Source organism: Metallibacterium scheffleri (assembly GCF_002077135.1).
Classification (GTDB): Bacteria; Pseudomonadota; Gammaproteobacteria; order Xanthomonadales; family Rhodanobacteraceae; genus Metallibacterium; species Metallibacterium scheffleri.
Genome location: NZ_LDOS01000001.1, coordinates 402,544 through 424,497, shown reverse-complemented (window position 1 = coordinate 424,497; position 21,954 = coordinate 402,544). Strand labels below are relative to the sequence as shown.

Sequence of the window (21,954 nt, the reverse complement as noted above, 5' to 3'; positions counted from 1 at the left end):
AGACCGCCACCGCCATTCGCGAACAAGCGGCTGCGGATTACACGTTCCTGAAAACGACGTAAGCCGGGTATGCGAGCGCGCGCTGCGCGTGCACAGGCCGGGCCATCGGGCGCGGCACAGTGGAGAACTCACGGAACCGTGAACACGCCGCCATATTTTCTTGAGTGCAGTGCCACAACGCGGCAATGCGTGGCGTCGAGCATGCGATCACTGTCCCGAACTCCTGAGGTCCGCCATGATCCGCAGCAGCGCACGCAGCCTGTATCCAACCGCATCCCGCACGCTGACCGTCGCCATCGCGCTGGCCTTGGTCACCCCCGCCACGGTCCACGCGCAGCAGGTCGAACCGCTGGCTGACAAGCATGCGCAAACCATGCAGCGCGTGGTGGTGAAAGCCAACGTGCTGCACAGCGCAGGCATCGACGTGCGCGGCCTCAGCCAGCGCGCCATTTTCAAATCGGCGCTGGGCGACAAAGTGCTGGACAAACAGCAGATCGCCGCCGCCGGGCCGCTGGCCGGCGCGGCGCAGGCGCTGGCGTACGCGCCTGGCGTGGCGGTGAGCAGTTACGGTGCCACCGGCAGCACGAAGTACATGATCAGCATCAATGGCATCAAGCAGGGCTGGGGCGGATTCTCCGGCGGGCAGATCGACGATGGCAGCATCGCGGTCAGTTTCGATGGCGTGCCGATGGCCAGCCCGGCGACGAGTCTGTGGCAGTCATCGCAGTTGCCGCAGAACGCCCTGCTCGAGGGCATCCGCGTCACCTATGGCCCCGGCGATCCGGTCGATCGCTGGTACAACAACATCGGCGGCGCGCTGGCCTTCGTGCCGCTGCAGCCCAGCGCCAAGCCCGGCGGGCAGATCGCGCTGAGTGATGGCAGCTACAACAGTCGCAACGTGTTCTTCAGCCTGCAGACCGGCGCCATCGGCGGCTGGGAAACCGTGCTCGCCGGCGGCACCGGCAGCGCCGACAACTTCCGCCGCTCGCCCGATGGCTATGCCTGGCCCAGCAAGAACTTCGCGGGCTACTTCAAGACGCGCAAGACCTTCGGCAACGGCGATGTCAGCTTCGGCGGCTATATCGGCGACGGTCACGGCTGGCGGCCCACGCCGATCCCGCTGACGCCGGTGCCGGGCATCAGCGTCAACGGCCAGGACGCCAACGGCAACCCCAACCCGGGACCGCTGCTCAGCCAGCAGACCACCGGCTACTACAGCGCGCTCAACCAGAACGTCTGGGCCAAGGACGACTACAACCGCACCTGGCTGCTGTACGCGCGGCAGAACCTGCGCCTGGACGCCATCACCACGTTGCACAACCTGAGCTGGTATCGCAAAGGCAACCGCCTGCACAAACACTTCAACAACTACGTCGATGGCGCCAGCAACCTGTACGAATACAACAATCCGTACTCGAAAACCTATGGCGACAAGCTGTCGGCAGAAATCGCTCTGCCCTACAACGACCTCGCCGTGGGCGGCTATTTCCTCAACAGCGAGTACAACTCGCGCAACGCTTTCTACAGCCCGCTGGCACCGTACTTCGGCTCGTATCTGGTGCCCAACGCCAAGTTTCGCAGCGATTACTGGTACGTGACCGATCTGGCCGCTTTCGTGCAAGACACGATCACCCCGGTGCGCGGCGTCAGCATCACCCCGGGACTGCGTGCGGTGAGTTTCCACACCGATTATTACCCGCGCGGCAATGTCGATTTCGCCCAGGCCTATGCGCTGTATCCGCAAAACGACCAAGGCAAGCTGCCCGCGGCGAGCACCAACTACGACCGCATCGAGCCCTCCATCAGCGCGCGTTGGCAGCCACTGCGCTGGTTGGCACTGTTCGGCAACTGGGGCGTGGCTTATCGCCTGCCTTCGGTGGGCGGCGGCGGCGGGCTTTATCAGAGCCAGCCGGTGGGCGGCAACATCCTCGAGCGTGGCCTCGAATGGCAGGCCGGCATGAAGATGCATTGGTACCACGTGGGCGCGTTCCGCGATGTGCTGCTCAGCGGCAACTACTACCACCTGCACTTCAGCAACGAGTTCATCGGCGTGTCCAGCGGCAACGGTCAGTTCCTCGGCCTGGGCACGGGCGATTCGAATTACCACGGCGTCAACCTCAGCGCCGAGGGCGCGCTGGGCAAGGCGCATCTGTTCGGCAACGCCAACTTCGAGCAGGCGCACTTCAACCACTACGCGTTCCAAGGCACCAACTACGACGGCCTGCCGGTGTCCTACGTGCCGGATACCACGTTCAATGCCGGCGCCTACTATCGCGCCCCGATGGGTGGCGGCATCGTGCTGACGCCGCGCGTCTGGTACCAGTACACCGGCAGCCAGCACGTCTTCGACAACAACCTCGGCGCACCCAGCCAGCAGACCATGCCGGCCTACGGCACCTTGAATCTGTCGGTGGGCGCGGAACTGCCGCGCGATCTGGCCGGTGGCCTCGCGCATTCGGTCGAGCTCAGCCTCGAAATGCTCAACGCGCTGGGCAAGCGCTACAACAGCTTCGAGGAGATTTCTTCCGGCGGGCTGTACAACACACCTACGGCGGGCTACGTGCTGGCACTGCCGGGCACGCCGCGGGTCATCTACGGCACGCTGGACGTGAAGTTCTGAAGGTGGGTCCTTCGCGCAGCCCGCAAAGCAATGCAAGTCGCGCCTGGATGCGCAATCGCCTCAGGCCGCGTGGCTGCGCCGCTTCAGGTGCACCAGCAGCAGACCGATGGCGGCGGGCGTGACGCCGCTGATGCGCCCGGCCTGGCCGATGCTGGCCGGGCGGATCGCCTGCAGTTTGCCCTGCACCTCGGCCGAGAGTCCGCGCACGCCGGCGTAATCGAAATCACCGGGGATCGGTGTGTCGGCCTGCTGGCGCTGGCGTTCGATCTCCTCCTGCTGGCGCTGCAGGTAACCCGCGTAGCGCGCCTGCACATCCAGTTGCAGTGCCGCGGCGGAGTCATCGAGACCGGGGCCGAAGCCTTCGATCTGCATCAGCCGCGGGTAGTCCAGCTCGGGCCGGCGCAGCAGGTCCAGCGCGCTGTTCTCGCGCGTCAGCACGATGCCGGCTTGCGCCAGCGCCGCGCCCAGTGCATTGCCCGGACCGGCCCACAGTGTCGCCAGGCGCGCGCTCTCGGCCGCGATCGCAGCCTGTTTGCCTTGCACACGCGCCAGCGCTGCGTCATCGATCAGGCCCAGCGCGTGTGCCTGTTCGCCCAGACGCAGATCGGCGTTGTCCTCGCGCAGCAACAGGCGGTACTCGGCGCGCGAGGTGAACATGCGGTAGGGCTCGCTGGTGCCCAAGGTCACCAGATCGTCGATCAGCACGCCGATGTAGGCCGCGTCGCGGCCGGGCGTCCACGGCGCCTGTCCACGTATGCTGCGCGCGGCGTTCAATCCTGCAATGAGGCCCTGCGCGGCGGCTTCCTCATAACCGGTGGTGCCGTTGATCTGGCCGGCGAAAAACAGCCCGGCCAGCGCCTTGGTTTCCAGTGAGGGCTTGAGGCCGCGCGGATCGAAGTAATCGTATTCGATGGCGTAGCCGGGGCGCGTGATTTCCGCGCGCTCCAGCCCGGGGATGCTGCGCACCAGCGCCAGCTGCGCGTCGTAGGGCAGGGATGTGGAAATGCCGTTGGGGTACAGCTCGCCGCTGTCCAGGCCCTCGGGTTCGACGAAGATCTGGTGCTGCTCCTTGTCGGCGAAACGCACCACCTTGTCCTCGATCGACGGGCAGTAGCGCGGCCCGACGCCTTCGATGCGTCCGCTGTACAGCGGCGATCGATCCAGCGCGGCGCGGATGATGGCGTGCGTGGCGGGCTGCGTGTGCGTGATGTGGCAATCGACCTGGCGCGGTGCCGGTGTGCCGCGGCCATCCAGCGCGAAGCACGGCAGCGGGGTTTCGCCCGGCTGCGGTTGCATCGCGCTGAAATCCACCGTGCGCGCGTCGAGGCGCGGTGGCGTGCCGGTCTTCAGCCGACCCACGCCCAGATCGAGTTCGCGCAGCCGTTCGGCCAGGCGCTGCGCCGGTGCCTCGCCAGCGCGGCCGCCGGCATAGTGCTCAAGCCCGACATGGATCTTGCCGGCCAGGAACGTGCCCGCGGTCAGCACCACCGCGCGCGCGCGGAACTCCACACCCATCTGCGTGCGCACGCCCACTACGCGCGTGCCTTCGAGCAACACGTCATCGACGGCCTGCTGGAACAAGCGCAGATTGGGCGTGTGCTCCAGCACGCCGCGCACATGTGCCTTGTATAGCGCACGATCCGCCTGGCAGCGCGTGGCGCGCACCGCCGGGCCCTTGGAGGCATTCAACGTGCGCCAATGGATGCCGGCGGCGTCGGCGGCGCGGCCCATCAGTCCGCCCAGCGCCTCGATCTCGCGCACCAGATGGCCCTTGCCGATGCCGCCTATGGCCGGGTTGCAGCTCATCTGCCCGAGTGTGTCGATGCTGTGGCTGAGCAGCAGCGTGCGCGCGCCGCTGCGCGCGGCAGCCAGGGCCGCTTCGGTGCCGGCGTGGCCGCCGCCCACCACGATGACATCGAAGGTTTCCATCACTGCCTGATCCGCTGGGGTTGTTTTGACGCCGCGCCGGCGGCGCTCACGACGGTGACTAGGCCCGCGCCTCCTGCGCGCGCCAAGTCACCCGGCGTGCGGCAGTCCTGCCGCACGCGCGCAAGGCATGCCTTGCGCCCACCGCCGCCGACGATGACATCGAAGGTTTCCATCACTGCCTGATCCGTTGAGGTGGGTCCGCCGCCGCGGTGCGCCGCTCTGCGCCGCGCCGCGTCACCCGGCGTTGCCGCGAAAATCATGCAAGTCCCTGTCACCACAGGCGCAGTCGGCATGGCATGGAACCTGCTGCCCTATTCTCGCACTTCCATCCCGCAACGCGTTCGCGAGCACGCCAAGACCGGAATTCAGGGGCCGGTCGCGCGAGGATGGGAGGAAGCAACGGCCTGGGCTTGCCCGGGCCGTTTTTTTGCTGCGCCACCGGCCGCAGTCGTGCCGGATGCATGCACGCGGACGCGACGAGCAGGACTGGTGCGCAGCGAGTGCAAAGAGAAGATCTGGCGCCCGGCGGTCACAGGAACAGGGGGAATCCAGGATGACCGTTTGAGCCGGGCGCCAGAAGCCTGAAAAGCGGCGTCCTGTGTGCTGTAACACCGCGTAACACGCAGGAATGGCCGCAAGTTGTCATCGGCTGCCCTGCAGTGTCAAGGCGAACCGCGCGTTGTCGCGTTTCTGGTGCAGTCGACGTTCATTCTCCAGCTTGGCATGCGACATGCATCACACCTCCCGTCCATCACCGGGAGTCCACATCATGACCGCCATGAGCCTCGATTTGAACCTGATCCGCCAGCGCCACGATCTGATGGTCCAGGTCGGCACCCTGGAGCTTGCCCTCGACGCCATCCAGCAGCGCAAGGCCGAGGACGAGCGCGCCAGACTGATTCCGCAGATCCAGGCACGCATGCAGCGCCTCAACGATACGCTGGCGCAGCTGCCGGCCTGAGCGGCACCCGCCGCGCGCATTGCCGGTGCAACAAATCCTAGGGCGTCATCCGCGCGCAAGCGGGAGCGCCGCGGTCAGGGACGACCTTGGCAGGCCACGTCCAACGTGGCCTGCGCTTCGTAGCTGATTCGCACGCTTCACACGCCGCGATGCTTGCCGCGATACGGTGCGTAAAACGCACGGATGCGCGCCATCTCGGCGTCGAGGTCGGGGCCCATGTGCCACAGGGGGCCGAGGCCGATGGTCTTGCTCGGGTAGTCCAGATAGACCAGCTGGACCGGCACCTGCGCGCCGCGCGCGATCTGCCAGAAACCGGAGCGCCAGCGCACGACCGCGCGCCGCGTGCCTTCCGGCGTAATGCCCAGCCACAGCGCATCGCTGTCGGCGAAATGCCGCACCATCTGCTCGACCACACCGAAAGCGCGCTTGCGCTGCACCGGGATGGCGTCCAGTTTGCGCAGCAGCCAGCCCAGCGGACCGCGAAACAGCTCGGCCTTGATCATGATGCCGATGCGCAGGCCCAGCGCGGTCTTCATCAGCATGCCCCAGACGCCATCCCAGAACGAGGAATGCGGCGCGCCGACCAGGATCACCTTGGCCACGTCCGGCAGCGTGCCTTCGAGACGCCAGCCGGCGCGCAACACGATCCAGCGGCACACCCGCGCGCCGATACCCGGCGTGTGCTGCGGCGCGCGCGGCGGCGCGGCGGGCGGCAGATAGCCGTTCACGCGTCGGCGTCCGGGCGGCCGCGCGCGCGCTTGCGCCGCGCGCCGATGCGTTTGCTGGTCAGACGACGCTCGACCGCAGCGCGCGGCGGGCGCGTGGCCTTGCGTGGCTTCGGTGCGACCAGCGCGGCGCGGATCCATGCCGTCAGACGCGCGCGCGCGTCGCTGCGGTTGCGCGCCTGATCGCGAAAGCGCCGCGCCTGCAGCACCAGCACGCCGGCCTGATTCAGGCGCCGATCGTGGCGCGCCAGCAGGCGCGCGCGCAGATCCGCGGACAGCGCCGTCGAATGCAGCACGTCGAAGCGCAATTCCACCGCGCTTTCGGTGCGGTTGACATGCTGTCCGCCGGGGCCGTCGGCACGCAGGAAACGCTCGACCAACTCGTGCTCGGGCAGGCGCAGGCCGGGACTGATGATGAGCATGGCGCGAGCATATCAGGCGCTTTCGCGCGACTGGATCGTGCATGCGATACGCACGCGTCGTGACGAAGTCACTCGCCCAGTGTCGGCAATTTCACCGCGCCGGCATTGCCTGCAGGCGAGGCATCGGCATCGTGGTCGGCGCCGTCGTGCGCCGCCTCGGCATGGCGGTGCCAGCGCGCGTGCGCATCCACCGCGACGCGCTCGACCGCGTACAGCGCATCCACCGCGGCGCGACCAGCGGCCTGATCAGCCTTGGAGGCGCCCTGCGCGGCCAGCAGCACCTCGCTGATGCCGGCTTCGCCCAATGCATAGGCGCGACGCGTTTTCTCCAGACTCGCTGTCGCCGCGGTTTGCGCCAGCGCGCGTTGCCGCCACAGCGCATGCAACGCTTCGGCTTGGGTCACGACCTGCGCGGCCGACAAATGCACCTCGCGCGTGACCAGGCTGAGATCTTGCGCCGCGGCCTGCGCCTGCGCGCCGGCCTCGGCGGCCTGCGCGCCGCGATAGCGAAAGCCCAGCGGCAAGCCCAGGATCACGCCATACACCTTCTCGCGCCCGCCCAGATCGCTGAGCACGCGCACGCCGACCACCGGATCGGGCACGCGATCGGCGCGCGCGCGGCGCGCTTCCACCTCGCGCTGCTCGGCGGTGCTGCGCGCCATGCCGATTTCATGACTGACATCGACGATGCGTGCTTGCCACTGCGCCGCTGCGCCGGCCAGCGCGGGCGGGTTTTCCACGCGCGGTACGCGTTGCGGCAACGGCAGTGTCGGAAACGTGGCCGCCAGCGTGCGCCGCGCGCTCTGTTCGGCAAGTCCGGCCTCGATCGCGCTGGCGCGTGCCTCGGCCAGCGCCGCATCGGCGGCGAGCAGATCCTTCTGCGCGGCGTCACCGGCATGGACGCGCCTAGCCACCATCGCACGTTCCTGTTCGATCAGCGTCGCGATGCGCGCGCTCACCGCGGCATCGCTGCCAGCGCGCAGCCATGCGCTCCACTGCATCAGCAGCAGGCGCGCACCGGCGTGGTGCGAATCTTCGAAACCCAGCCGCGCGGCCTCCACGCCGAGCTGGCCGATGCGCGTGTCGAGCAGGTATTTGTTGGGCCAGCGCACCGACTTGTTGATGTCCAGCTCCCATTCGCGGTAATGCGTGCCGTCCTGCACGCGCCGATCCTGCGGAATCCAGGTGACTTGCGCCTCCTGATTGCCGATGCTGCGCATGTCAGCCCGTGCGCGCGCAGCATCGAACTCCGCCGCCTTGCGCCGCACCTCGGGCAGCGCCTGGATGGCACGCATGGCCAGTGCCTGATCGGGCAATGCTGCATCCGTGGCGCGCGGCGCGGGCACCGCAGCAGCGGGCGCTTGCGCGCTGGCGGATGCAGGCACGGCCTGCGCGCGTGCCGGCAGCGCCAGCAGCAGCGCGATGCCGCACAGCGCGGCGGCGGTGAGTCGTGCGTGGATCATGCCAATCTCCCGTGATCATTGACCGGCGTCGTCCACCAATGCAGGCCGGCGCCCTTGAACTGCGTGCCCAGCGCGTCGAGCAGTTGCGCTACGCGCGCAGTCGGCAGCACCAGCGTGAACTGGGTGCGCTCGATGCGCCCGCGCACCAATTCGCGCACGCTGGCGCGGCGGAAGTCCTCGGCGTGGCCGTCGATGCGCAGGGTGCTGAAGCCACCCAGCGCGGGTTGCGCCGTGAGCAGCGCATCCAGCAATGCATCTTCGACCGCGCGTGGCGCGATCAGCACCAGTTGCAGCGTGTCGGTATCGTGATTCATCGGCGGTCCTCACCAAAGCGGCGGAACAAGACAGGCAGCAGCAACAGCGTGAGCGCGGTCGAGCTGATCAAGCCGCCGATCACCACGATCGCCAGCGGGCGCTGTACCTCGGAGCCGGGGCCGCTGGCGAACAACAGTGGCACCAGGCCCAGCGCGGTGATGCTGGCGGTCATCATGACTGGGCGTAGACGCCGGATCGCGCCCTGGCGCACGGCCTGTGCCATGTCCATGCCTTCGGCGCGCAACTGGTTGAAGTAACCCACCAGCACCAGCCCGTTGAGCATGGCGATGCCCAGCAGGGCGATGAAGCCCACCGAAGCCGGTACCGACAGGTACTCGCGCGTCAACCACAGCGCGACGAGGCCGCCGACCATGGCGAACGGCACGTTGGCCAGGATCAGCGCCGCCTGGCGCAGGGATCCGAAGGTGGTGAACAGCACCAGAAAGATCAATGCCAGCGCCACCGGCACCACCAGCCCCAGGCGCGCCGCGGCGCGCTGCTGGTTCTCGAATTGCCCACCCCAGGCGAGGCTGTAGCCCGGCGGCAGCGGCACGTCCTTGGCCGTGCGCGCTTGCGCATCGGCGACGAAGCCCACCAGGTCACGGCCGCTGACATTGGCCTGGATCAGCGCATAGCGCTGTGCGTTCTCACGGCGCACCGCCACCGGACCGGCGCTGCGCTCGATGGTGGCCAGCGCCTGCAGCGGCAGCGTGCCATCGGGGCGCGTCAAATCCAGGCGCGCGAAGCGGCTCGGGTTGCGCGCCAGCTCGGCATCGCCGCGCACCAGCAGCGGCACGCGACGTTCGCCCTGCTGCACGATGCCGGCACGGCGGCCCTCGACCTGTGCGCGCAGCTCATCCTGCACCGCGACGGCATCCAGCCCGTAGCGTCCAGCCAGATCGCGGCCGATGCGCACGCTCAGGTACTGCACGCCCTCGTTGGCTTGCGCCAGCACGTCGCTGGCGCCGGGCGTGGCTTCCAGCACCGCGGCGATACGCTGCGTAAGCTGGTCGAGCACGTGCAGGTCCGGGCCGAAGATCTTCACCGCCACATCGCCGCGGCTACCGGTGAGCATTTCCGCCACGCGCATCTCGATCGGCTGGGTGAAGCCGTACTCGATGCCGGGGAAGTCGCGCATGATCGCGCGCAGCTCCTCGGCGATGAAGGCCTTGTCCTTGCGCCGCCACTGATCCTGTGGCTTGAGCTGCAGGAACATGTCGGTCTCGTTGAGTCCCATCGGGTCCAGGCCCAGCTCGTCCGAGCCCAGCCGCGCGATCACGTGCTCGACCTCGGGGATGCGCGCGCGGATGCGCTGTTCCACGGCCAAATCGATCGCCGCCGAGCGTTCCAGGCTGATCGCCGGCGGCTTCATCAGCTGCATCAGCAGATCACCCTCGTCCATGGTCGGCATGAAGGTCTTGCCGGTGTTCACGTAGGCGGCGCCACCCAGCAACAGGCTCACCGCGGCCGCGATGCCGAGGGTTTTCGGATGCGTCAGCGCCCAGTCCAGCAGCGGCGTGTAGCCGCGCTCGAGCATGCGCATCAGCCATGGCTCGCGGTGCGCGCCTTCCTTCAACAGGAACGAAGCCAGCACCGGGATCACGGTCAGCGACAGCAGCAAGGATGCGGCCAGCGCGAACACGATGGTCAGCGCCACCGGCGCGAACAGCTTGCCCTCCAGACCTTGCAGGCTGAGCAGCGGCAGGAACACCAGCACGATGATCAGGATGCCTGCCGTGACCGGCTTGGCCACCGCCGCGGTGGCGCGCCAGATCCGGTGCAGGCGTGGCAGCGCCTTGTCGGCATGGCCCAGCGCACTGACCGTGTTCTCGATCACCACCACCGCGGCATCGACCAGCATGCCGATGGCGATGGCGAGGCCGCCCAGGCTCATCAAGTTGGCGCTCATGCCAAAACCGCGCATCAGCAGAAACGTGATCAGTGCCGCCAGCGGCAGCGTCAGGCTGACCACCAGCGCCGCGCGCAGATCACCGAGAAACAGCAGCAGCAGCACCACCACCAGCAGCGTGGCTTCGAGCAGCGCGCGCTCCACCGTGCCCACGGCGCGCGTGATCAGCGTGCTGCGGTTGTAGAACACCTCGATGCGCACACCCTGCGGCAGTGATGGCTTGAGCTCGGCCAGACGCGCCTCGACCCCGCGCACCACGCGCGCGGCATCGGCACCGCGCAGACCGACGACGATGCCTTCGACCGCCTCGCCCACGCCGTCCTTGGTCACCGCGCCATAGCGCGTGAGGCTACCCATGCGCACCTCGGCGACATCACCCACGCGCAGCGCAGGTTGCCCCGGCGGCGCGCGCAGCACGATCTGGCGAAGATCATGCAAGGACTTGATGGCGCCCTCGCTGCGCACGATCAGTGCGCTGTCGCCTTCGCTCAGGCGCCCGGCGCCGTCGTTGCGGTTGTTGGCCTCGATCGCGCGCATCACATCGCTGAAGCTGACGCCGGCGGCGCTGAGCTTGGCGCGTTCGGGGATGACCTCGAAGGTCTCGGCCTTGCCGCCGAGCGCGTTCACCTCGGCCACGCCAGGCACGGTGCGCAGCGCCGGCCGCAGCGTCCAGTCCAGCAGGGTGCGGCGTTCGGCCAGGCTCAGTCCGCCGCCTTCGATGGTGAACATGATCATGTCCGACAGCGGCGTGGTGATCGGCGCGAGTCCGCCGCTGACGTCCATCGGCAGCACGTCGCGCGCGGCGGCGAAGCGCTCGGCCACCTGCTGCCGCGCCCAGTACAGATCGGTGCCTTCCACGAAATCGAGGGTGATGTCGGCGATCGCGTACTTGGTGATCGAGCGCAGGATCAGCGTGTGCGGAATGCCGAGCAGTTCCTGTTCCAGCGGCACCACCACGCGCGCCTCGACCTCCTCGGGGGTCATCCCCGGCGCTTTCAGGATCAGCTTGACCTGGGTCGGGGTGATGTCGGGGAATGCGTCGATGGGCAGCGCGCGGTAGGCGGCCACGCCAGCCAACACCAGCGCCAGTGCCGCCAGAACGGCGAGCAGACGCTGCGACAGCGCGAAGGCAATCAGTCGATCGAGCATGATCGCGCCCTCACTCGCCGCCGGCCAGGCCGGCCAGCACCAGTGCGCCGCTGAGCGCGATGCGCGCCTGCGCGGGCAGCCTGGCCTGCACGTACAGCGCGCTCTCGGTCTGGTCCAGCACGGTCACCGGCACGGGCACGAAGCCCTGCGCGGTGAGCCGATACAGCGTGGCGCCACTCTGGCTGCGCGTGACCGCCGTCGCCGGCACTTTCCAGGTCTGCGCGGGCGCGGGCAGCGCCAGATCCACTCCCAGGCGCTGGCCGGGCATCAGCTTCGGGCCGGCAGCGGTGGCGCGCAATTTGAGGCTTTGCGTGCGCGCATCGATGGCCGCGCCGACGGACAGCACCTGGCCGCGCGTGCCATCGGGCAACTGCACCACCAGCCCCGGGCGCAGCAGGGCGCGATAGCTTTCCGGAATCTGGATTTCCAGCCCCACCGGGCCGGCGCGACCGATGCTGAAGGCCATGCCGAGCGAGTCGATCGCCTGACCCAACTCCACCTCGCGCGTCAGCACGCGTCCGGCAAAGGGTGCGCGCAGTTCGTATTCACCCGGGCGCAGCACGGATTTCGGCGCCAGGGCCTGCGCGGCGCGCAGTTCGCGCAGCCGCGCATTGGCGGCACTGGCCGCGGCACGGCTTTGCTCGACGCGCGCGGCGGCGATGATGCCTTCCTGGTGCAGGCTGGCATCGCGCGCCGCTTGGGCGTTTGCTGCCGCCGCCGCACTCTGCGCCGTGGTCAGCTCGCTGGCCAGCAGCATCGCCTCGCGGCTCTGCACGCGCGCCAGCACCTGGCCCTGGCGCACGCTGTCGCCTTCATAGGCGCCGATCCAGGTGACCACGCCGGCGTAAGGCGCGGTGACCGCCTCGGCGTTGCCCGCGGCCGGCGTCACCAGCGCTGGCAACTGCGTCAGCAGGATTTCGCGTGCAGCCTCGGGCGCGCCACTGCGGATCGCCAGCGCCTGTTGCTGCGCGGCGTCGAGCTGGATCGGCGTCGCGGCGTGCGCGCCGAGGCTGGCCAGCGCGAGGGCACAGGCCAAAGCGAGGATTGCGGGGCGGGACATGCGCGACTCCGTGGCGGGAATGCGCACAGCCTGCGCGGTGAAGCTTTGACCCTGCTTAAGAGCCCTGCGGCGCGACATCCTGCCGCGGCGCTGATCACGCCGTGTCGTGCAGCGCCGCGAGCGGGCCGAGGTGCGCGTACAGGATTCCGTCGTGCAGCGTGAAGCGCAATTGTGTGTGCAGTACCGCGGCCAGGGTTTGCGCCAGCGCCAGACCGAGACCGGCGTGGCCATCGCCGGCCTGCGTCGCGCGTTTGCGCCAGAAGCGCCGGCCCAATTGCGCCAGGTCCGCGGGATCCAGCGCAGGCGCGGCATTGCTGATCACCAGCCGTACCGCATCCGCGCACGCACAATGTGCCTGCACGCGGCTCGCTGCGGGCGCGTGGCTGACTGCGTTGTGCAGCAGGTTGTCGAGAATGCGTTCGAGCAGTACCGGATCGCTGCTGATCCAGCACTCGTCCTCGGCTTGCACCTGCACCGTGATCGCGCGCGCGGCGCCTTGCGCCGCCGCGCGCGCGCAGGCCGCGCGCAACAGCGCCGCCAGATCCAGTGGCTCCAGCAGCGGTTGCGCTTGGCCGGATTCGTAACGCGCCAGCAACAGCAGGCTGTCGGTGATGCGCTGCAGGCGCGCGATGCCGGCCAGGCTCGCGTGCAGCGCGGCATGGTCACCCTGCGCGCGCAGCGCCAGCTCCACCTCGCTGCGCATCTCGGCCAGCGGCGTGCGCAACTCGTGCGCGACTTCGCGCAACAGCAGGCGCTCGCGCGCCAGCGCGGCGGCGTGGCGCTGCAGGGTCGCATCCAGCGCAGCGCGCAGTGGCTGCAATTCCTGCGGCAACGCCTGCTGCGGCAGCGATGCGGGCAGGTGTTCCGGGTCGATGCGCCGCAGCACGGCGCTGAACTCCGCCAGCGGCCGCAGCTCGCGGCGCAGGCTGAGCGTGGCCAGTGCCGCGGCCAGTGCCAGAGCCAGCACGATGCCGCCGAGCAGCGTGTAGTGCAGCTGGCGCTCGAGACGGTCGGTGCGCTCGCGCGATTCGGCCAACAACAGGACGCGCGGCTGGCCGGCGGCGGTCAGCGCCAGGGCCAGCGCGCGCGCCGGCGCGCCGTCCGCCAGCACGGTATCGAAATAGCGCGGCTGGCCGATGCGCGGCGCCGCGCCCGGATGCCGCGCGGCCCACGCCGTTGGCGTCAGCACGCGCAGATCGAAACTGGCGCCGGGCGCATCATCACGCGGCAGGTCGGCTTCGTGACCCACCGCCACCAGTACCGCGTAGCTGCGCGCGCGATCCAGCAGTTCGCTGTCCAGGCGCTGGTACAGCTCGCGATCGATGGTGCCGTCGAGCACGAAAAACAGCGCCGTGAACAGCAGCAGCAAGCCGCTCATCTGCACCAGCAGCAGATGCTGCAACAGCGAGTGCCGGCCGCGATCACTCCACCACATAGCCAAACCCGCGTCGCGTCTGGATCAGCTCGGGCAACCCCGCTTGCGCCAGCTTGGCGCGCAGCGTGCTCAGCAGGACCTCGATGACCTTGTCCGAGGTGGCGCTGGCGGCGTCGTACAGGTGCTCGAACAATTGCGCGCGCGAGAATACCTGGCCGCGCGCGCGCAGCAGCAGCTCGAGCAGCGCGTACTCGCGTGGCGACAGCGCCAGCAGTTGCGCATCGACGCGCACCAGACGCGTGGCCGGGTCCAGGCTGAGCGCGCCGTGGCGCAGCAGCGGAACGCCTTCGCTCTTGCGCCGCAGCAGCGCGTTCAGTCGCGCCAGCAGCTCGTCCCAGGCGAAAGGCTTGACCAGATAATCGTCGGCGCCGAGGTTCAGCGCACCGACGCGGTCCTCGACCTGATCGCGCGCCGACAGCACCAGCACGCGCGTGTCGCGCCCGGCGGCGCGCAGGCGTTTGAGCACCTCGCCACCATCGCGCTGCGGCAGGCCCAGGTCCAGCAGCATGGCGTCGTAGGGATAGCGCCGCAGGAATTCGCATGCCGTCACTCCATCGCCGGCCAGGTCCACGGCGTGGCCTTCGGCGCGCAGGCCCCGTTCGAGGCTGGGGCCGAGCAGCGGGGAATCTTCGACGACCAGCAGGCGCATGCGGCCAGCATGCAGGCAGCCTGCGCGCGGGGCAAGACGCACGCGTGCAAAAAGACGGCCGCAGTCAAGGCTGCGGCCGTGAGGTAAAGCGCGGTGCGTGTGCAGGCGTGGCGCGCGCGATCAACCGCCGCCGCGGCGGCCACCACCGCCACCGCCCTGGCGCTGCTTGATGCCTTGGCCCGCGCCCTGGCCGATGCCGGGGCGGCTGCTCTGGTGCACTTTGCCACGCTCAAGCGGTGGCGCCGGCGGCAGGGTCACGCCTTGCGCCTTGGCGCGCTCCTGCATCTGCACATGATGCTCGGCGCGGATCCGATCGCGCGCCTGCACGGTCCTGGCTTCGCGCAAACGCTGACTATAGGCCGCGCGTTCGGCTGGGGTCATCAACTGGCTGCCATAGATTTGCTGCGCGTCCGTGGTCTGCATGTGCTCACGCGTTTGCGCGTGCAGTTGTTGCGGGGTCTCGGTGGGTGTTTGCGCCTGTGCGGCAAAGCCGGTGACGGTCAGGGCCGCGGCCAGGATCAGGGGGGTTTTACGCATGATGAATACTCCTGTGTAGGAGCCGCGAGTTGCGGCCATGTCACCTTAGGCACACGCGCCGGCTCACCGTTTGATCCAAATCAAGCCGTGATGCATGCGTAATGTATTTCGGCTGCATGGTTCAGCGCCGCGTCATGCGTGCGGAGCGTGCCGGGCCGCGTGTCGTGGTGCCGAGGACGCCTGCCTCAACGGGGTGCTGCGTCGCGCCGCGGCCACGCGCGCCACCAAGCGAGCACGCCCAGCACGGCCAGCACGACCGGCGCGGTGATGCCCAGCTGTGGCTTAAGCGCCCACAGCACGACCGCGATGATCAGCAGCGTGCTGCCGAACAATCCGCCGGCGAGCAGGCGCTGGGTGACGCGCGTGTTCGCGGCCAGCGCTTCAAGTTCGCGCGCGCGGATGGTCAGTTCGCCGCGCCCGCTGGCGGCTTGTTCCAGCGTCTGGATCAGCAATTCGGGCAGGCGCGGCGCCTGGCGCATCCATTCCGGTGCACGGCGTTTGATCTCGCGCAGCCAGGCGCGTGGCCCGTAGCGCTGGCGCAGGACGTTGCGCAGGATCGGTTCGGCCACTGCCCAGATGTCGATCTCCGGATCGAGCTGGCGGCCGAGCCCTTCGATATTGAGCAGGGTTTTCTGCAGCAGGATCAATTGCGGCTGCAGGGTCAGCTCGTATTCGCGCGCGGTCTGGAACAGCTTCACCGTGACCTCGGCGATGGAGATCTCGCTCATCGGGCGCGTGAAGTACGGCTCGCACACCGCACGCGTGGCGGCTTCCAGCTCGTCGATGCGCACGCTGGCCGGCATCCAGCCGGCGGCCACGTGCAGCTCGGCGATACGTCGGTAATCGCGCTGGAACAGCGCCATGAAGTTTTCCGCCAGCAGGTACTGGTCGGCCTCGGGCAAGGATCCCATGATGCCGAAATCCAGCGCGATGAAACTGGCGTCGGCGGGTTCGCCCGGGTCCACCCAGATATTGCCGGGGTGCGCGTCGGCATGGAAAAAATTGTCGCGGAACACCTGTTCGTAGAACAGTCGCACGCCCTTGCGCGCCAGCGCCTTGCGGTCCACGCCCAGCGCATCCAGCGCGGCGATGTCGTCGGCGGGGATGCCGTGCACGCGCTGCAGGGTCAGCACGCGCTCGGCGCTCCAGTCCCAGAACACCTCGGGCACGTAGAGGTCATGCGGCGCGTGCGCGAAATTGCGCCGCAGCAGGCTGGCGTTGGCGCCTTCGCGCTGCAGGTTCAGTTCGTGCTCGAGGGTTTTCTCGATCTCCTCGACCACCTCCAGCGGCCGGATCTTGTCGGCGCGCGGGTGCCAGCGCTGCGCCAGATTGCCCAGCGCGCGCAGCAGGCGCGTGTCGCGCGCGATGCGCGCGGCGATGCCGGGGCGCAGCACCTTGACCACCACCGCGCGGCCATCGGGCAGGCGCGCGGCGTGCACCTGCGCGATCGAGGCCGAGGCCAGCGGCGTTTCGTCGAATTCGGCATACAGCTGCGCGATGGGTTTGCCCAATTGCTCTTCGATCGTCACGCGCGCCTGCGCACCGGGGAACGGCTCGACCTGGTCGCGCAGCTTGGCCAGCGCATCGGCCAGATCAGCCGGCAGCAGGTCGCGGCGCGTGGACAACACCTGGCCGAATTTGACGAAGATCGGCCCCAGTTCGGTCAGCGCCAGGCGCAGGCGTTCGCCACGTGCCAGTCCGCGCGCACCGCGCGCGCGCGGCAGCAGCGCGGCCAGCAGCGCCAGTGGCCGGTACAGGCGCGTGCCCTGCGCGAATTCGTGCAGGCGCCAGCGCAGCGCGATCACCAGCACGTGCAGCAGGCGCGGGGTCGAGGACAGCGTGCTCATCGCCGCGCGCCATGCAGGCGCGCGCGCAGGGCTTCGAGCCGCGCGGCGAGGCGTTCGCTGCGTTCGCGCACGTGGTCCACCTCGTCGAGGAAATCCGCGATCTCCTCGCGTGCCGGGGTCAGCCGCGCCTCGTCGCGCAACCAGGCCGCGCCATCCTCGAGGCCTTGCGTCGCGAACGTGCGCGCCTGCGCCAGCGCGCCCAGCAGCGCGCGCGCCAGCGGTACGCCCAGCACCTCGCCGAAGCGCGCGGCGAAGGCCGCTTCGAGGTCGGGTTGATAGTCGCGCGCCAATTTCTCCATGCGCCGCGCCAGGTCGGCATCGCCGGACAGGTTCACCGCGCCCGGCGGCAGTGCGCCGTCGCCCTTCAGCGCCGCCGCGGCGAGGCTGGCCGGGCGCAGCTTCACTTCGAGTTCGGCCGCGGCGGCCGGACCCACGCACAGGCGACCGTCCTGCACGTGCAGGCGCAGCGCCAGCGGCGGCTGCTGCACGCGCACGCAGACGCTGCGCCCGTCCAGCGCGGCCAGCGCGTCGCGGCTGTCGGCATCCAGCGCCAGCGCGCGGTTCAGGGCTTCCTCCAGGGTGCGCCCCAGCAGGCGTTTCAGTGGCGCCGGCAGCAGCGCATCGAGCGTGGATTCGGACATGCGCGGATTGTAGCCCGCGCTCCTCGCGTGCAGGCCATGCGCGGGATCGACGCTGGCTCACACCGCGCCGGCGTAGCCGAGCTGGCGCCACGCTGCATACACCGTCACCGCGACGGCGTTGGACAGATTCAGGCTGCGGCTGCCGGGCACCATGGGCAGGCGCAGGCGCTGCGCCTTGGGCACGGCGGCCAGCACGTCGGCGGGCAGGCCCTGGCTCTCGCTGCCGAACAGCAGCGCGTCGCCGGCGGCGAAGCGCGCCTCGTCAAGGTGCACATGGCCCTTGCTGGTCAGCGCGAACACGCGCGGCGCGTGCAGCGCGGTCAGGCAGGCGGCCAGCGTGTCGTGCACAGCCACGCGCGCGTGTTCGCGGTAGTCCAGCCCGGCGCGGCGCAGCTTGGCGTCATCCAGGGCGAAGCCCAGCGGTCGCACCAGATGCAGCGCGCAGCCGGTGTTGGCGGCCAGACGCATCACGTTGCCGGTGTTGGGCGCGATTTCAGGATGCACCAGGACGATGTGCAGCATGGCGCGACGCGCGGTTATTGCCCTCCGGGTGCAGGGCTGGCCACGGGTCGTGGCAGCGGCGGCAGTTGTGGGTGGTAATTGCGCCACGGCGCGTGCGTGTAGTGCGGCAGCGGATGCGCCTTGAGCTGCTGCAGCGCGATCTGCACCGCGCGCTCGAGCTGCGGATCCTGCCCCTCGCGCACCAGCTTCGGGTTCTGCCACACGGTCACATCCGGCGCGATGCCGTGGTTCTCCACCGGGAAATGTCCGTTGAGTCCTTCCACGGCGACGCGTGGCGCGGTGATGCCGCCGCCATCCATCAGTTTCGGATATCCGCCGATGCCGACCAGTCCGCCCCAGGTGCGCTCGCCGACCAGCGTGCCGACGTGGTCCATCTTGAAATACCACGGCAAGGCATCGCCGCCGGAGCCGGAGAACTGATTGATGATCATCACCTTGGGCCCGAAGATGGCCATCGGCGGCGCCAGTTGCGGGTGGCTCCAGCGGGTGACGACCAAGGCCATGGGTTTGCGTTGCAGATACTGGATGATGTAATCGGAAAGATCGCCGCCGTGGTTGAAACGCTCGTCGATGATGACGCCCTGCTTGTCCACCTGCGAAAAGAAATAGCGGTTGAAATTCTTGTAGCCGCCCCACTCCGTATCCGGCAGATAGACATAGCCCAGCTTGCCGCCGGAGAGCCGGTTGACCAGCCTGATGTTGTGGTCGATCCAGGCGACGTTGCGCAGCGCGTGTTCGCTGGGGATGGTCTTGACGACGATCGGGTGGGCGCCATCCATGTCCGGCCGCGGGCCCACGGTCAGCGTCACGTCCTTGTTGGCCAGGTTCTGGAATGCCTTGTAGATGTTGGCGTCACCGCGGAGCGGCTGGCCGTTGACCGCGAGCAGGTAATCGCCCACCTTGACCTTGAGACCCGGCTGCGCCAGCGGGGCATACAACTGCGGATTCCATGCGCCGCCGGTGAAGATCCGGGTGATGCGGTAGTGGCCGTGCTCGATGGCGTAATTGGCGCCCAGCAGGCCCACATGGATGTCCTGCATCTTCGGCTCATGACCGCCGTAGATGAACATGTGACCGATCGAGAGATAGCCGGTCATCTCGCGGAACAGGAAGCTGAGTCCGTCGCGACTGGCGAGGCCGGGCAGGTAGTGCGCGAATTCGGCCTCGGCCTGATCGATGTTCAGGCCGTCGTAGATGGGGCTGTAGAAATACGCGCGCTCGATGCGCCAGGCGTCGCGATACATCTCGGCCCATTCCTCGCTGGGCACCACGAACACGCGCAGCGATTGCGTGGCCAGCTTCTCCGGCTTGGCCTTGGGCTTGGTCGCGGCGATGAACCAGTTCGTTCCGCGCTGATACAGCATCTTCGCGCCATCGGCAGCGAGCCGGAAGCTGGTGATGCCGCTGACCAGCGTGGCGGTTTTCCTGGAGGCCAGTTCGAAGCGCTCGATCGACACCGGCACGCCGAACGGCGTGACATCCGACGGCATCGTCACCAGGGGCGCCTTCTGCAGATACAGCACGCCGCTGGTGCCGGCCGCGAGGCCCACATAGTTGGCGGCGCTGATCGGCAGCGGCACCGCGCGGGCCTGCAGGCCGGTGAAGTCGATCGCGACCGTCGCCGCGGCTTTGGAGGTTTTGCCGGCGGTGTGTGCGGCGCTGCCCGGAGCGGCAGGTTCAAAGCCCGCATCCGGCGCCAGCGGCGAAGGCGTCCCCGGCATGAGCGTGGCGGCGTACACATGGCGCGTGACCGGCCGCTCCATGCCGCTCATTTCCCACAAGCCCGAGGTCAGCGCGGTATCGGTACTCGAGGTGAAGTACAGGTACTTGCCGTTGGCATCGAAGGCCGCATGGCGGCAGTCGCTGCTGGCGTCGGTCACCTGCTGCGCGCGGGCAGCGGCCAGCGAGTAGATGAAGATCGCGTGCAGGTAGTTGGGCATCACCTTCGAGTAGACGATCCAGCGGCTGTCCGGCGACCAGCCTGGATGGAAGTGCTGCAACGTCGCATAGGCATTGTGCGCAACCTTGATCGGGTGCGGATCATGCGCGGCCAGATCGACATACCAGAGGTTGAGCTTTTGATCGCCGAACACCAGCTTGCGGCTGTCCGGCGCCCAGGTCAGGCCGTAGTAGAAGGCGTCCTTCTGGCCGAGCGCGATGCGGCGCGGCGTGCCGGTGCCATTCTGCGCACGAATGTACAGGTCGTATTCGCCGGCACGGTCGGAGAAATAGGCAACCCAGCGGCCATTGGGTGACCAGGCTGGATCGCGATCCATGACCCCCGGGCTGTGGGTGAGGTTGACGAAGCTGCCGTGCAGGGTGGGCACCGAAAGGATGTCGCCGTTGGCCTCGAACAGCGCGCGGACCCCGCTGGGCGAGATCGCGGCATCGTCGATCAGCTTGGACACGTTGATGAAGCGCGGGCGCAGTTGCGGCAGATCGCCGGACACCGTCACCGCCAGCGCGCGGCTGTGGCCGCTGGCGAAGTTGTACACATGCAACTGGCCGAACTGCGAATAGACGATGCCGCCCGGCCCGGCGCTGGCCGAGGTGATGTCGAAGCCGGTGTTGTCGATCACGCGGCGCACCTGGCCGGTGCCCGTGTCGTAGGCGAACAGGGTCATCGGCCCGTCGCGATCGGACAGGAAATACACCGTGTTGCCGACCCACATCGGATCGCTCTCGTTGGCATTCAGGTCGGGAATGCGCACCACGCTCGAATCGGACAGACGCGCCAGCCAGATCTGTGTGTGCTGCCCGCCCTTGTAGTATTTCCAGAACGGTTCCCACTGGAACTCCGGCACGTAGGCCAGGTGCGTGCCATCGGCCGAGTACGAACCGTCCTCGGCCATCGGCAGCGGCAGTTCCTGCGGGAAGCCGCCGCTCACCGGCACGGTGTACAACTGGTCCGGATCGGAATAGCTGTAGCGGTGCGAACGAAACAAAATCGCCTTGCCATCGGGCGTCCAGCCGACCGCCACATTGGGGCCAGGGTAATAGGTCAGTCGGCGTGGTTCGCCACCACTGGCCGGCACCACGTAGACATCGGTGTTGCCGTCATAAGTCCCGGTGAAGGCGATCATCGAGCCATCCGGCGAAAAGATCGGCTGGGTCAGCATGTCCATGCCGCTGGCCAGCACGTGGGCCTGCCCGCCGGCACGCGGCACTTCCCACAATTCGCCGCCATATTCGAAGGCGACCTGCGTCTTCGACAGCGTCGGATAACGCAGCAGCAGCAATGGCTGTGTGGTCGCGGCATGGGCCGCGCTGCCGCCGATTGCGATGACACATGCGAGCGCCATCAACAACGCGCAAATTCGATTGGACATGGGCGACTCTCCCCCGCAGACAGGAACCGGCCCGCCGACCTCGTGCGCGGTGCAGCGGACCATGACGGGCGCGAACATCATTCACGCCGCGTTCAAGTGGACCGCTTGCCTGCCGCGAAGTTCCGCCGCGCTGCAGGCGCGGACGCGCGATGCGAGCCGGCGATTGTGTCGTGGTCGTGGCCCGTGGCGACGCCCATCAGGCCGGCGTTGACAGCGCTGCGGAGCCAGGCTGGCGGGCGCTGCTGGCGCCGGCGAACACCGACTGCGGCGTGGGCGCCAGGCCCAGCATCACCGTCAGCAGCACGGCCAGCATCAGCGCATTCAGCGCGAACATCGCGCCCAGCAGTTTCAATTCGTTGTTCATCGCGGACTCCGTGGTGGGGTGCGCGGCATGCGCCGCGGCAGGGAGGTCATCGCAAGCCCCGTGCCAGCCCATGGCGT

General features: G+C 68.5%; 18 protein-coding genes. 2 read left to right on the top strand and 16 right to left on the bottom strand.

The genetic code is table 11. The features are described 5' to 3' along the window. Nucleotides 1-235 precede the first annotated feature (235 nt). Nucleotides 236-2,620 carry a TonB-dependent receptor gene (locus tag Mschef_RS01850; protein WP_081126142.1) on the top strand — a complete coding sequence of 795 codons (2,385 nt, stop codon included), beginning with the start codon at nucleotides 236-238 and terminating at the stop codon, nucleotides 2,618-2,620. Nucleotides 2,621-2,680: 60 nt separating this feature from the next. On the opposite strand, the gene mnmG is transcribed toward Mschef_RS01850, so the two are convergent. Both mnmG and Mschef_RS17570 read right to left on the bottom strand, forming a co-directional pair. Continuing rightward, nucleotides 2,681-4,549 carry a tRNA uridine-5-carboxymethylaminomethyl(34) synthesis enzyme MnmG gene (gene mnmG, locus Mschef_RS01845; protein ID WP_081126141.1) on the bottom strand — a complete coding sequence of 623 codons (1,869 nt, stop codon included), beginning with the start codon at nucleotides 4,547-4,549 and terminating at the stop codon, nucleotides 2,681-2,683. Then, complete coding sequence (locus Mschef_RS17570) at nucleotides 4,549-4,722, bottom strand: hypothetical protein (protein ID WP_168708809.1); 174 nt, start codon at nucleotides 4,720-4,722, stop codon at nucleotides 4,549-4,551. Before Mschef_RS17570 ends, mnmG begins: the two co-directional genes overlap by 1 nt. Nucleotides 4,723-5,318: 596 nt before the next feature. On the opposite strand from Mschef_RS17570, the gene Mschef_RS01835 reads away from it, so the two are divergent. Beyond that, a complete protein-coding gene (locus Mschef_RS01835) occupies nucleotides 5,319-5,510 on the top strand; it encodes a hypothetical protein (protein ID WP_081126139.1) in 192 nt (63 codons plus the stop codon). A gap of 137 nt (nucleotides 5,511-5,647) precedes the next feature. On the opposite strand, the gene Mschef_RS01830 is transcribed toward Mschef_RS01835, so the two are convergent. The 14 genes from Mschef_RS01830 to Mschef_RS17565 all read right to left on the bottom strand — a co-directional run bounded on the left by Mschef_RS01830 (nucleotide 5,648) and on the right by Mschef_RS17565 (nucleotide 21,877). Next, on the bottom strand, nucleotides 5,648-6,238 hold the full coding sequence (locus Mschef_RS01830; RefSeq protein WP_081126138.1) for a 1-acyl-sn-glycerol-3-phosphate acyltransferase: 591 nt from the start codon (nucleotides 6,236-6,238) through the stop codon (nucleotides 5,648-5,650). Then, a complete protein-coding gene (gene arfB / locus Mschef_RS01825; RefSeq protein ID WP_081126137.1) occupies nucleotides 6,235-6,657 on the bottom strand; it encodes an alternative ribosome rescue aminoacyl-tRNA hydrolase ArfB in 423 nt (140 codons plus the stop codon). Before arfB ends, Mschef_RS01830 begins: the two co-directional genes overlap by 4 nt. A 68-nt stretch (nucleotides 6,658-6,725) precedes the next feature. Beyond that, the gene (locus tag Mschef_RS01820) at nucleotides 6,726-8,120 is read right to left on the bottom strand and encodes a TolC family protein (protein ID WP_081126136.1); all 1,395 of its coding nucleotides are present in this window, start codon (nucleotides 8,118-8,120) and stop codon (nucleotides 6,726-6,728) included. Continuing rightward, the gene (locus Mschef_RS01815) at nucleotides 8,117-8,434 is read right to left on the bottom strand and encodes a DUF3240 family protein (protein WP_081126135.1); all 318 of its coding nucleotides are present in this window, start codon (nucleotides 8,432-8,434) and stop codon (nucleotides 8,117-8,119) included. Before Mschef_RS01815 ends, Mschef_RS01820 begins: the two co-directional genes overlap by 4 nt. Continuing rightward, nucleotides 8,431-11,493, bottom strand: coding sequence for an efflux RND transporter permease subunit (locus tag Mschef_RS01810; RefSeq protein ID WP_081126134.1), 3,063 nt, complete (start codon nucleotides 11,491-11,493; stop codon nucleotides 8,431-8,433). The genes Mschef_RS01815 and Mschef_RS01810 overlap by 4 nt, the downstream gene beginning before the upstream one ends. Nucleotides 11,494-11,503: 10 nt before the next feature. Beyond that, entirely contained in the window at nucleotides 11,504-12,553 is a 1,050-nt protein-coding gene (locus Mschef_RS01805) for an efflux RND transporter periplasmic adaptor subunit (protein WP_168708810.1), read from the bottom strand. Nucleotides 12,554-12,647: 94 nt separating this feature from the next. Further along, the gene (locus Mschef_RS01800; RefSeq protein ID WP_206780144.1) at nucleotides 12,648-13,955 is read right to left on the bottom strand and encodes an ATP-binding protein; all 1,308 of its coding nucleotides are present in this window, start codon (nucleotides 13,953-13,955) and stop codon (nucleotides 12,648-12,650) included. A 19-nt stretch (nucleotides 13,956-13,974) separates the two neighbouring features. Then, nucleotides 13,975-14,637, bottom strand: coding sequence for a response regulator transcription factor (locus Mschef_RS01795; protein ID WP_081126131.1), 663 nt, complete (start codon nucleotides 14,635-14,637; stop codon nucleotides 13,975-13,977). A 120-nt stretch (nucleotides 14,638-14,757) separates the two neighbouring features. Beyond that, nucleotides 14,758-15,174 (bottom strand): hypothetical protein, encoded by a 417-nt coding sequence (locus Mschef_RS01790; protein WP_081126130.1) that lies wholly within the window; start codon nucleotides 15,172-15,174, stop codon nucleotides 14,758-14,760. A 185-nt stretch (nucleotides 15,175-15,359) separates the two neighbouring features. Further along, on the bottom strand, nucleotides 15,360-17,021 hold the full coding sequence (ubiB, locus tag Mschef_RS01785) for a ubiquinone biosynthesis regulatory protein kinase UbiB (RefSeq protein ID WP_081126129.1): 1,662 nt from the start codon (nucleotides 17,019-17,021) through the stop codon (nucleotides 15,360-15,362). Further along, on the bottom strand, nucleotides 17,018-17,662 hold the full coding sequence (locus Mschef_RS01780; protein ID WP_081126128.1) for a ubiquinone biosynthesis accessory factor UbiJ: 645 nt from the start codon (nucleotides 17,660-17,662) through the stop codon (nucleotides 17,018-17,020). Before Mschef_RS01780 ends, ubiB begins: the two co-directional genes overlap by 4 nt. A gap of 57 nt (nucleotides 17,663-17,719) precedes the next feature. Further along, nucleotides 17,720-18,184, bottom strand: coding sequence for a tRNA (cytidine(34)-2'-O)-methyltransferase (locus Mschef_RS01775; protein WP_081126127.1), 465 nt, complete (start codon nucleotides 18,182-18,184; stop codon nucleotides 17,720-17,722). A gap of 14 nt (nucleotides 18,185-18,198) precedes the next feature. Beyond that, entirely contained in the window at nucleotides 18,199-21,513 is a 3,315-nt protein-coding gene (locus tag Mschef_RS01770; protein WP_081126126.1) for a S41 family peptidase, read from the bottom strand. Nucleotides 21,514-21,709: 196 nt separating this feature from the next. After that, nucleotides 21,710-21,877 (bottom strand): hypothetical protein, encoded by a 168-nt coding sequence (locus Mschef_RS17565; protein ID WP_168708811.1) that lies wholly within the window; start codon nucleotides 21,875-21,877, stop codon nucleotides 21,710-21,712. Nucleotides 21,878-21,954: the final 77 nt, after the last annotated feature.

Coding starts and splice junctions, on each gene's coding strand:
- Mschef_RS01850 (WP_081126142.1), top strand. CDS start 236: ATGATCCGCAGCAGCGCACGCAGCCTGTATCCAACCGCATCCCGCACG.
- mnmG (WP_081126141.1), bottom strand. CDS start 4,549: ATGGAAACCTTCGATGTCATCGTGGTGGGCGGCGGCCACGCCGGCACC.
- Mschef_RS17570 (WP_168708809.1), bottom strand. CDS start 4,722: ATGGAAACCTTCGATGTCATCGTCGGCGGCGGTGGGCGCAAGGCATGC.
- Mschef_RS01835 (WP_081126139.1), top strand. CDS start 5,319: ATGACCGCCATGAGCCTCGATTTGAACCTGATCCGCCAGCGCCACGAT.
- arfB (WP_081126137.1), bottom strand. CDS start 6,657: ATGCTCATCATCAGTCCCGGCCTGCGCCTGCCCGAGCACGAGTTGGTC.
- Mschef_RS01820 (WP_081126136.1), bottom strand. CDS start 8,120: ATGATCCACGCACGACTCACCGCCGCCGCGCTGTGCGGCATCGCGCTG.
- Mschef_RS01815 (WP_081126135.1), bottom strand. CDS start 8,434: ATGAATCACGATACCGACACGCTGCAACTGGTGCTGATCGCGCCACGC.
- Mschef_RS01810 (WP_081126134.1), bottom strand. CDS start 11,493: ATGCTCGATCGACTGATTGCCTTCGCGCTGTCGCAGCGTCTGCTCGCC.
- Mschef_RS01805 (WP_168708810.1), bottom strand. CDS start 12,553: ATGTCCCGCCCCGCAATCCTCGCTTTGGCCTGTGCCCTCGCGCTGGCC.
- Mschef_RS01795 (WP_081126131.1), bottom strand. CDS start 14,637: ATGCGCCTGCTGGTCGTCGAAGATTCCCCGCTGCTCGGCCCCAGCCTC.
- Mschef_RS01790 (WP_081126130.1), bottom strand. CDS start 15,174: ATGCGTAAAACCCCCCTGATCCTGGCCGCGGCCCTGACCGTCACCGGC.
- ubiB (WP_081126129.1), bottom strand. CDS start 17,021: ATGAGCACGCTGTCCTCGACCCCGCGCCTGCTGCACGTGCTGGTGATC.
- Mschef_RS01780 (WP_081126128.1), bottom strand. CDS start 17,662: ATGTCCGAATCCACGCTCGATGCGCTGCTGCCGGCGCCACTGAAACGC.
- Mschef_RS01775 (WP_081126127.1), bottom strand. CDS start 18,184: ATGCTGCACATCGTCCTGGTGCATCCTGAAATCGCGCCCAACACCGGC.
- Mschef_RS01770 (WP_081126126.1), bottom strand. CDS start 21,513: ATGTCCAATCGAATTTGCGCGTTGTTGATGGCGCTCGCATGTGTCATC.
- Mschef_RS17565 (WP_168708811.1), bottom strand. CDS start 21,877: ATGAACAACGAATTGAAACTGCTGGGCGCGATGTTCGCGCTGAATGCG.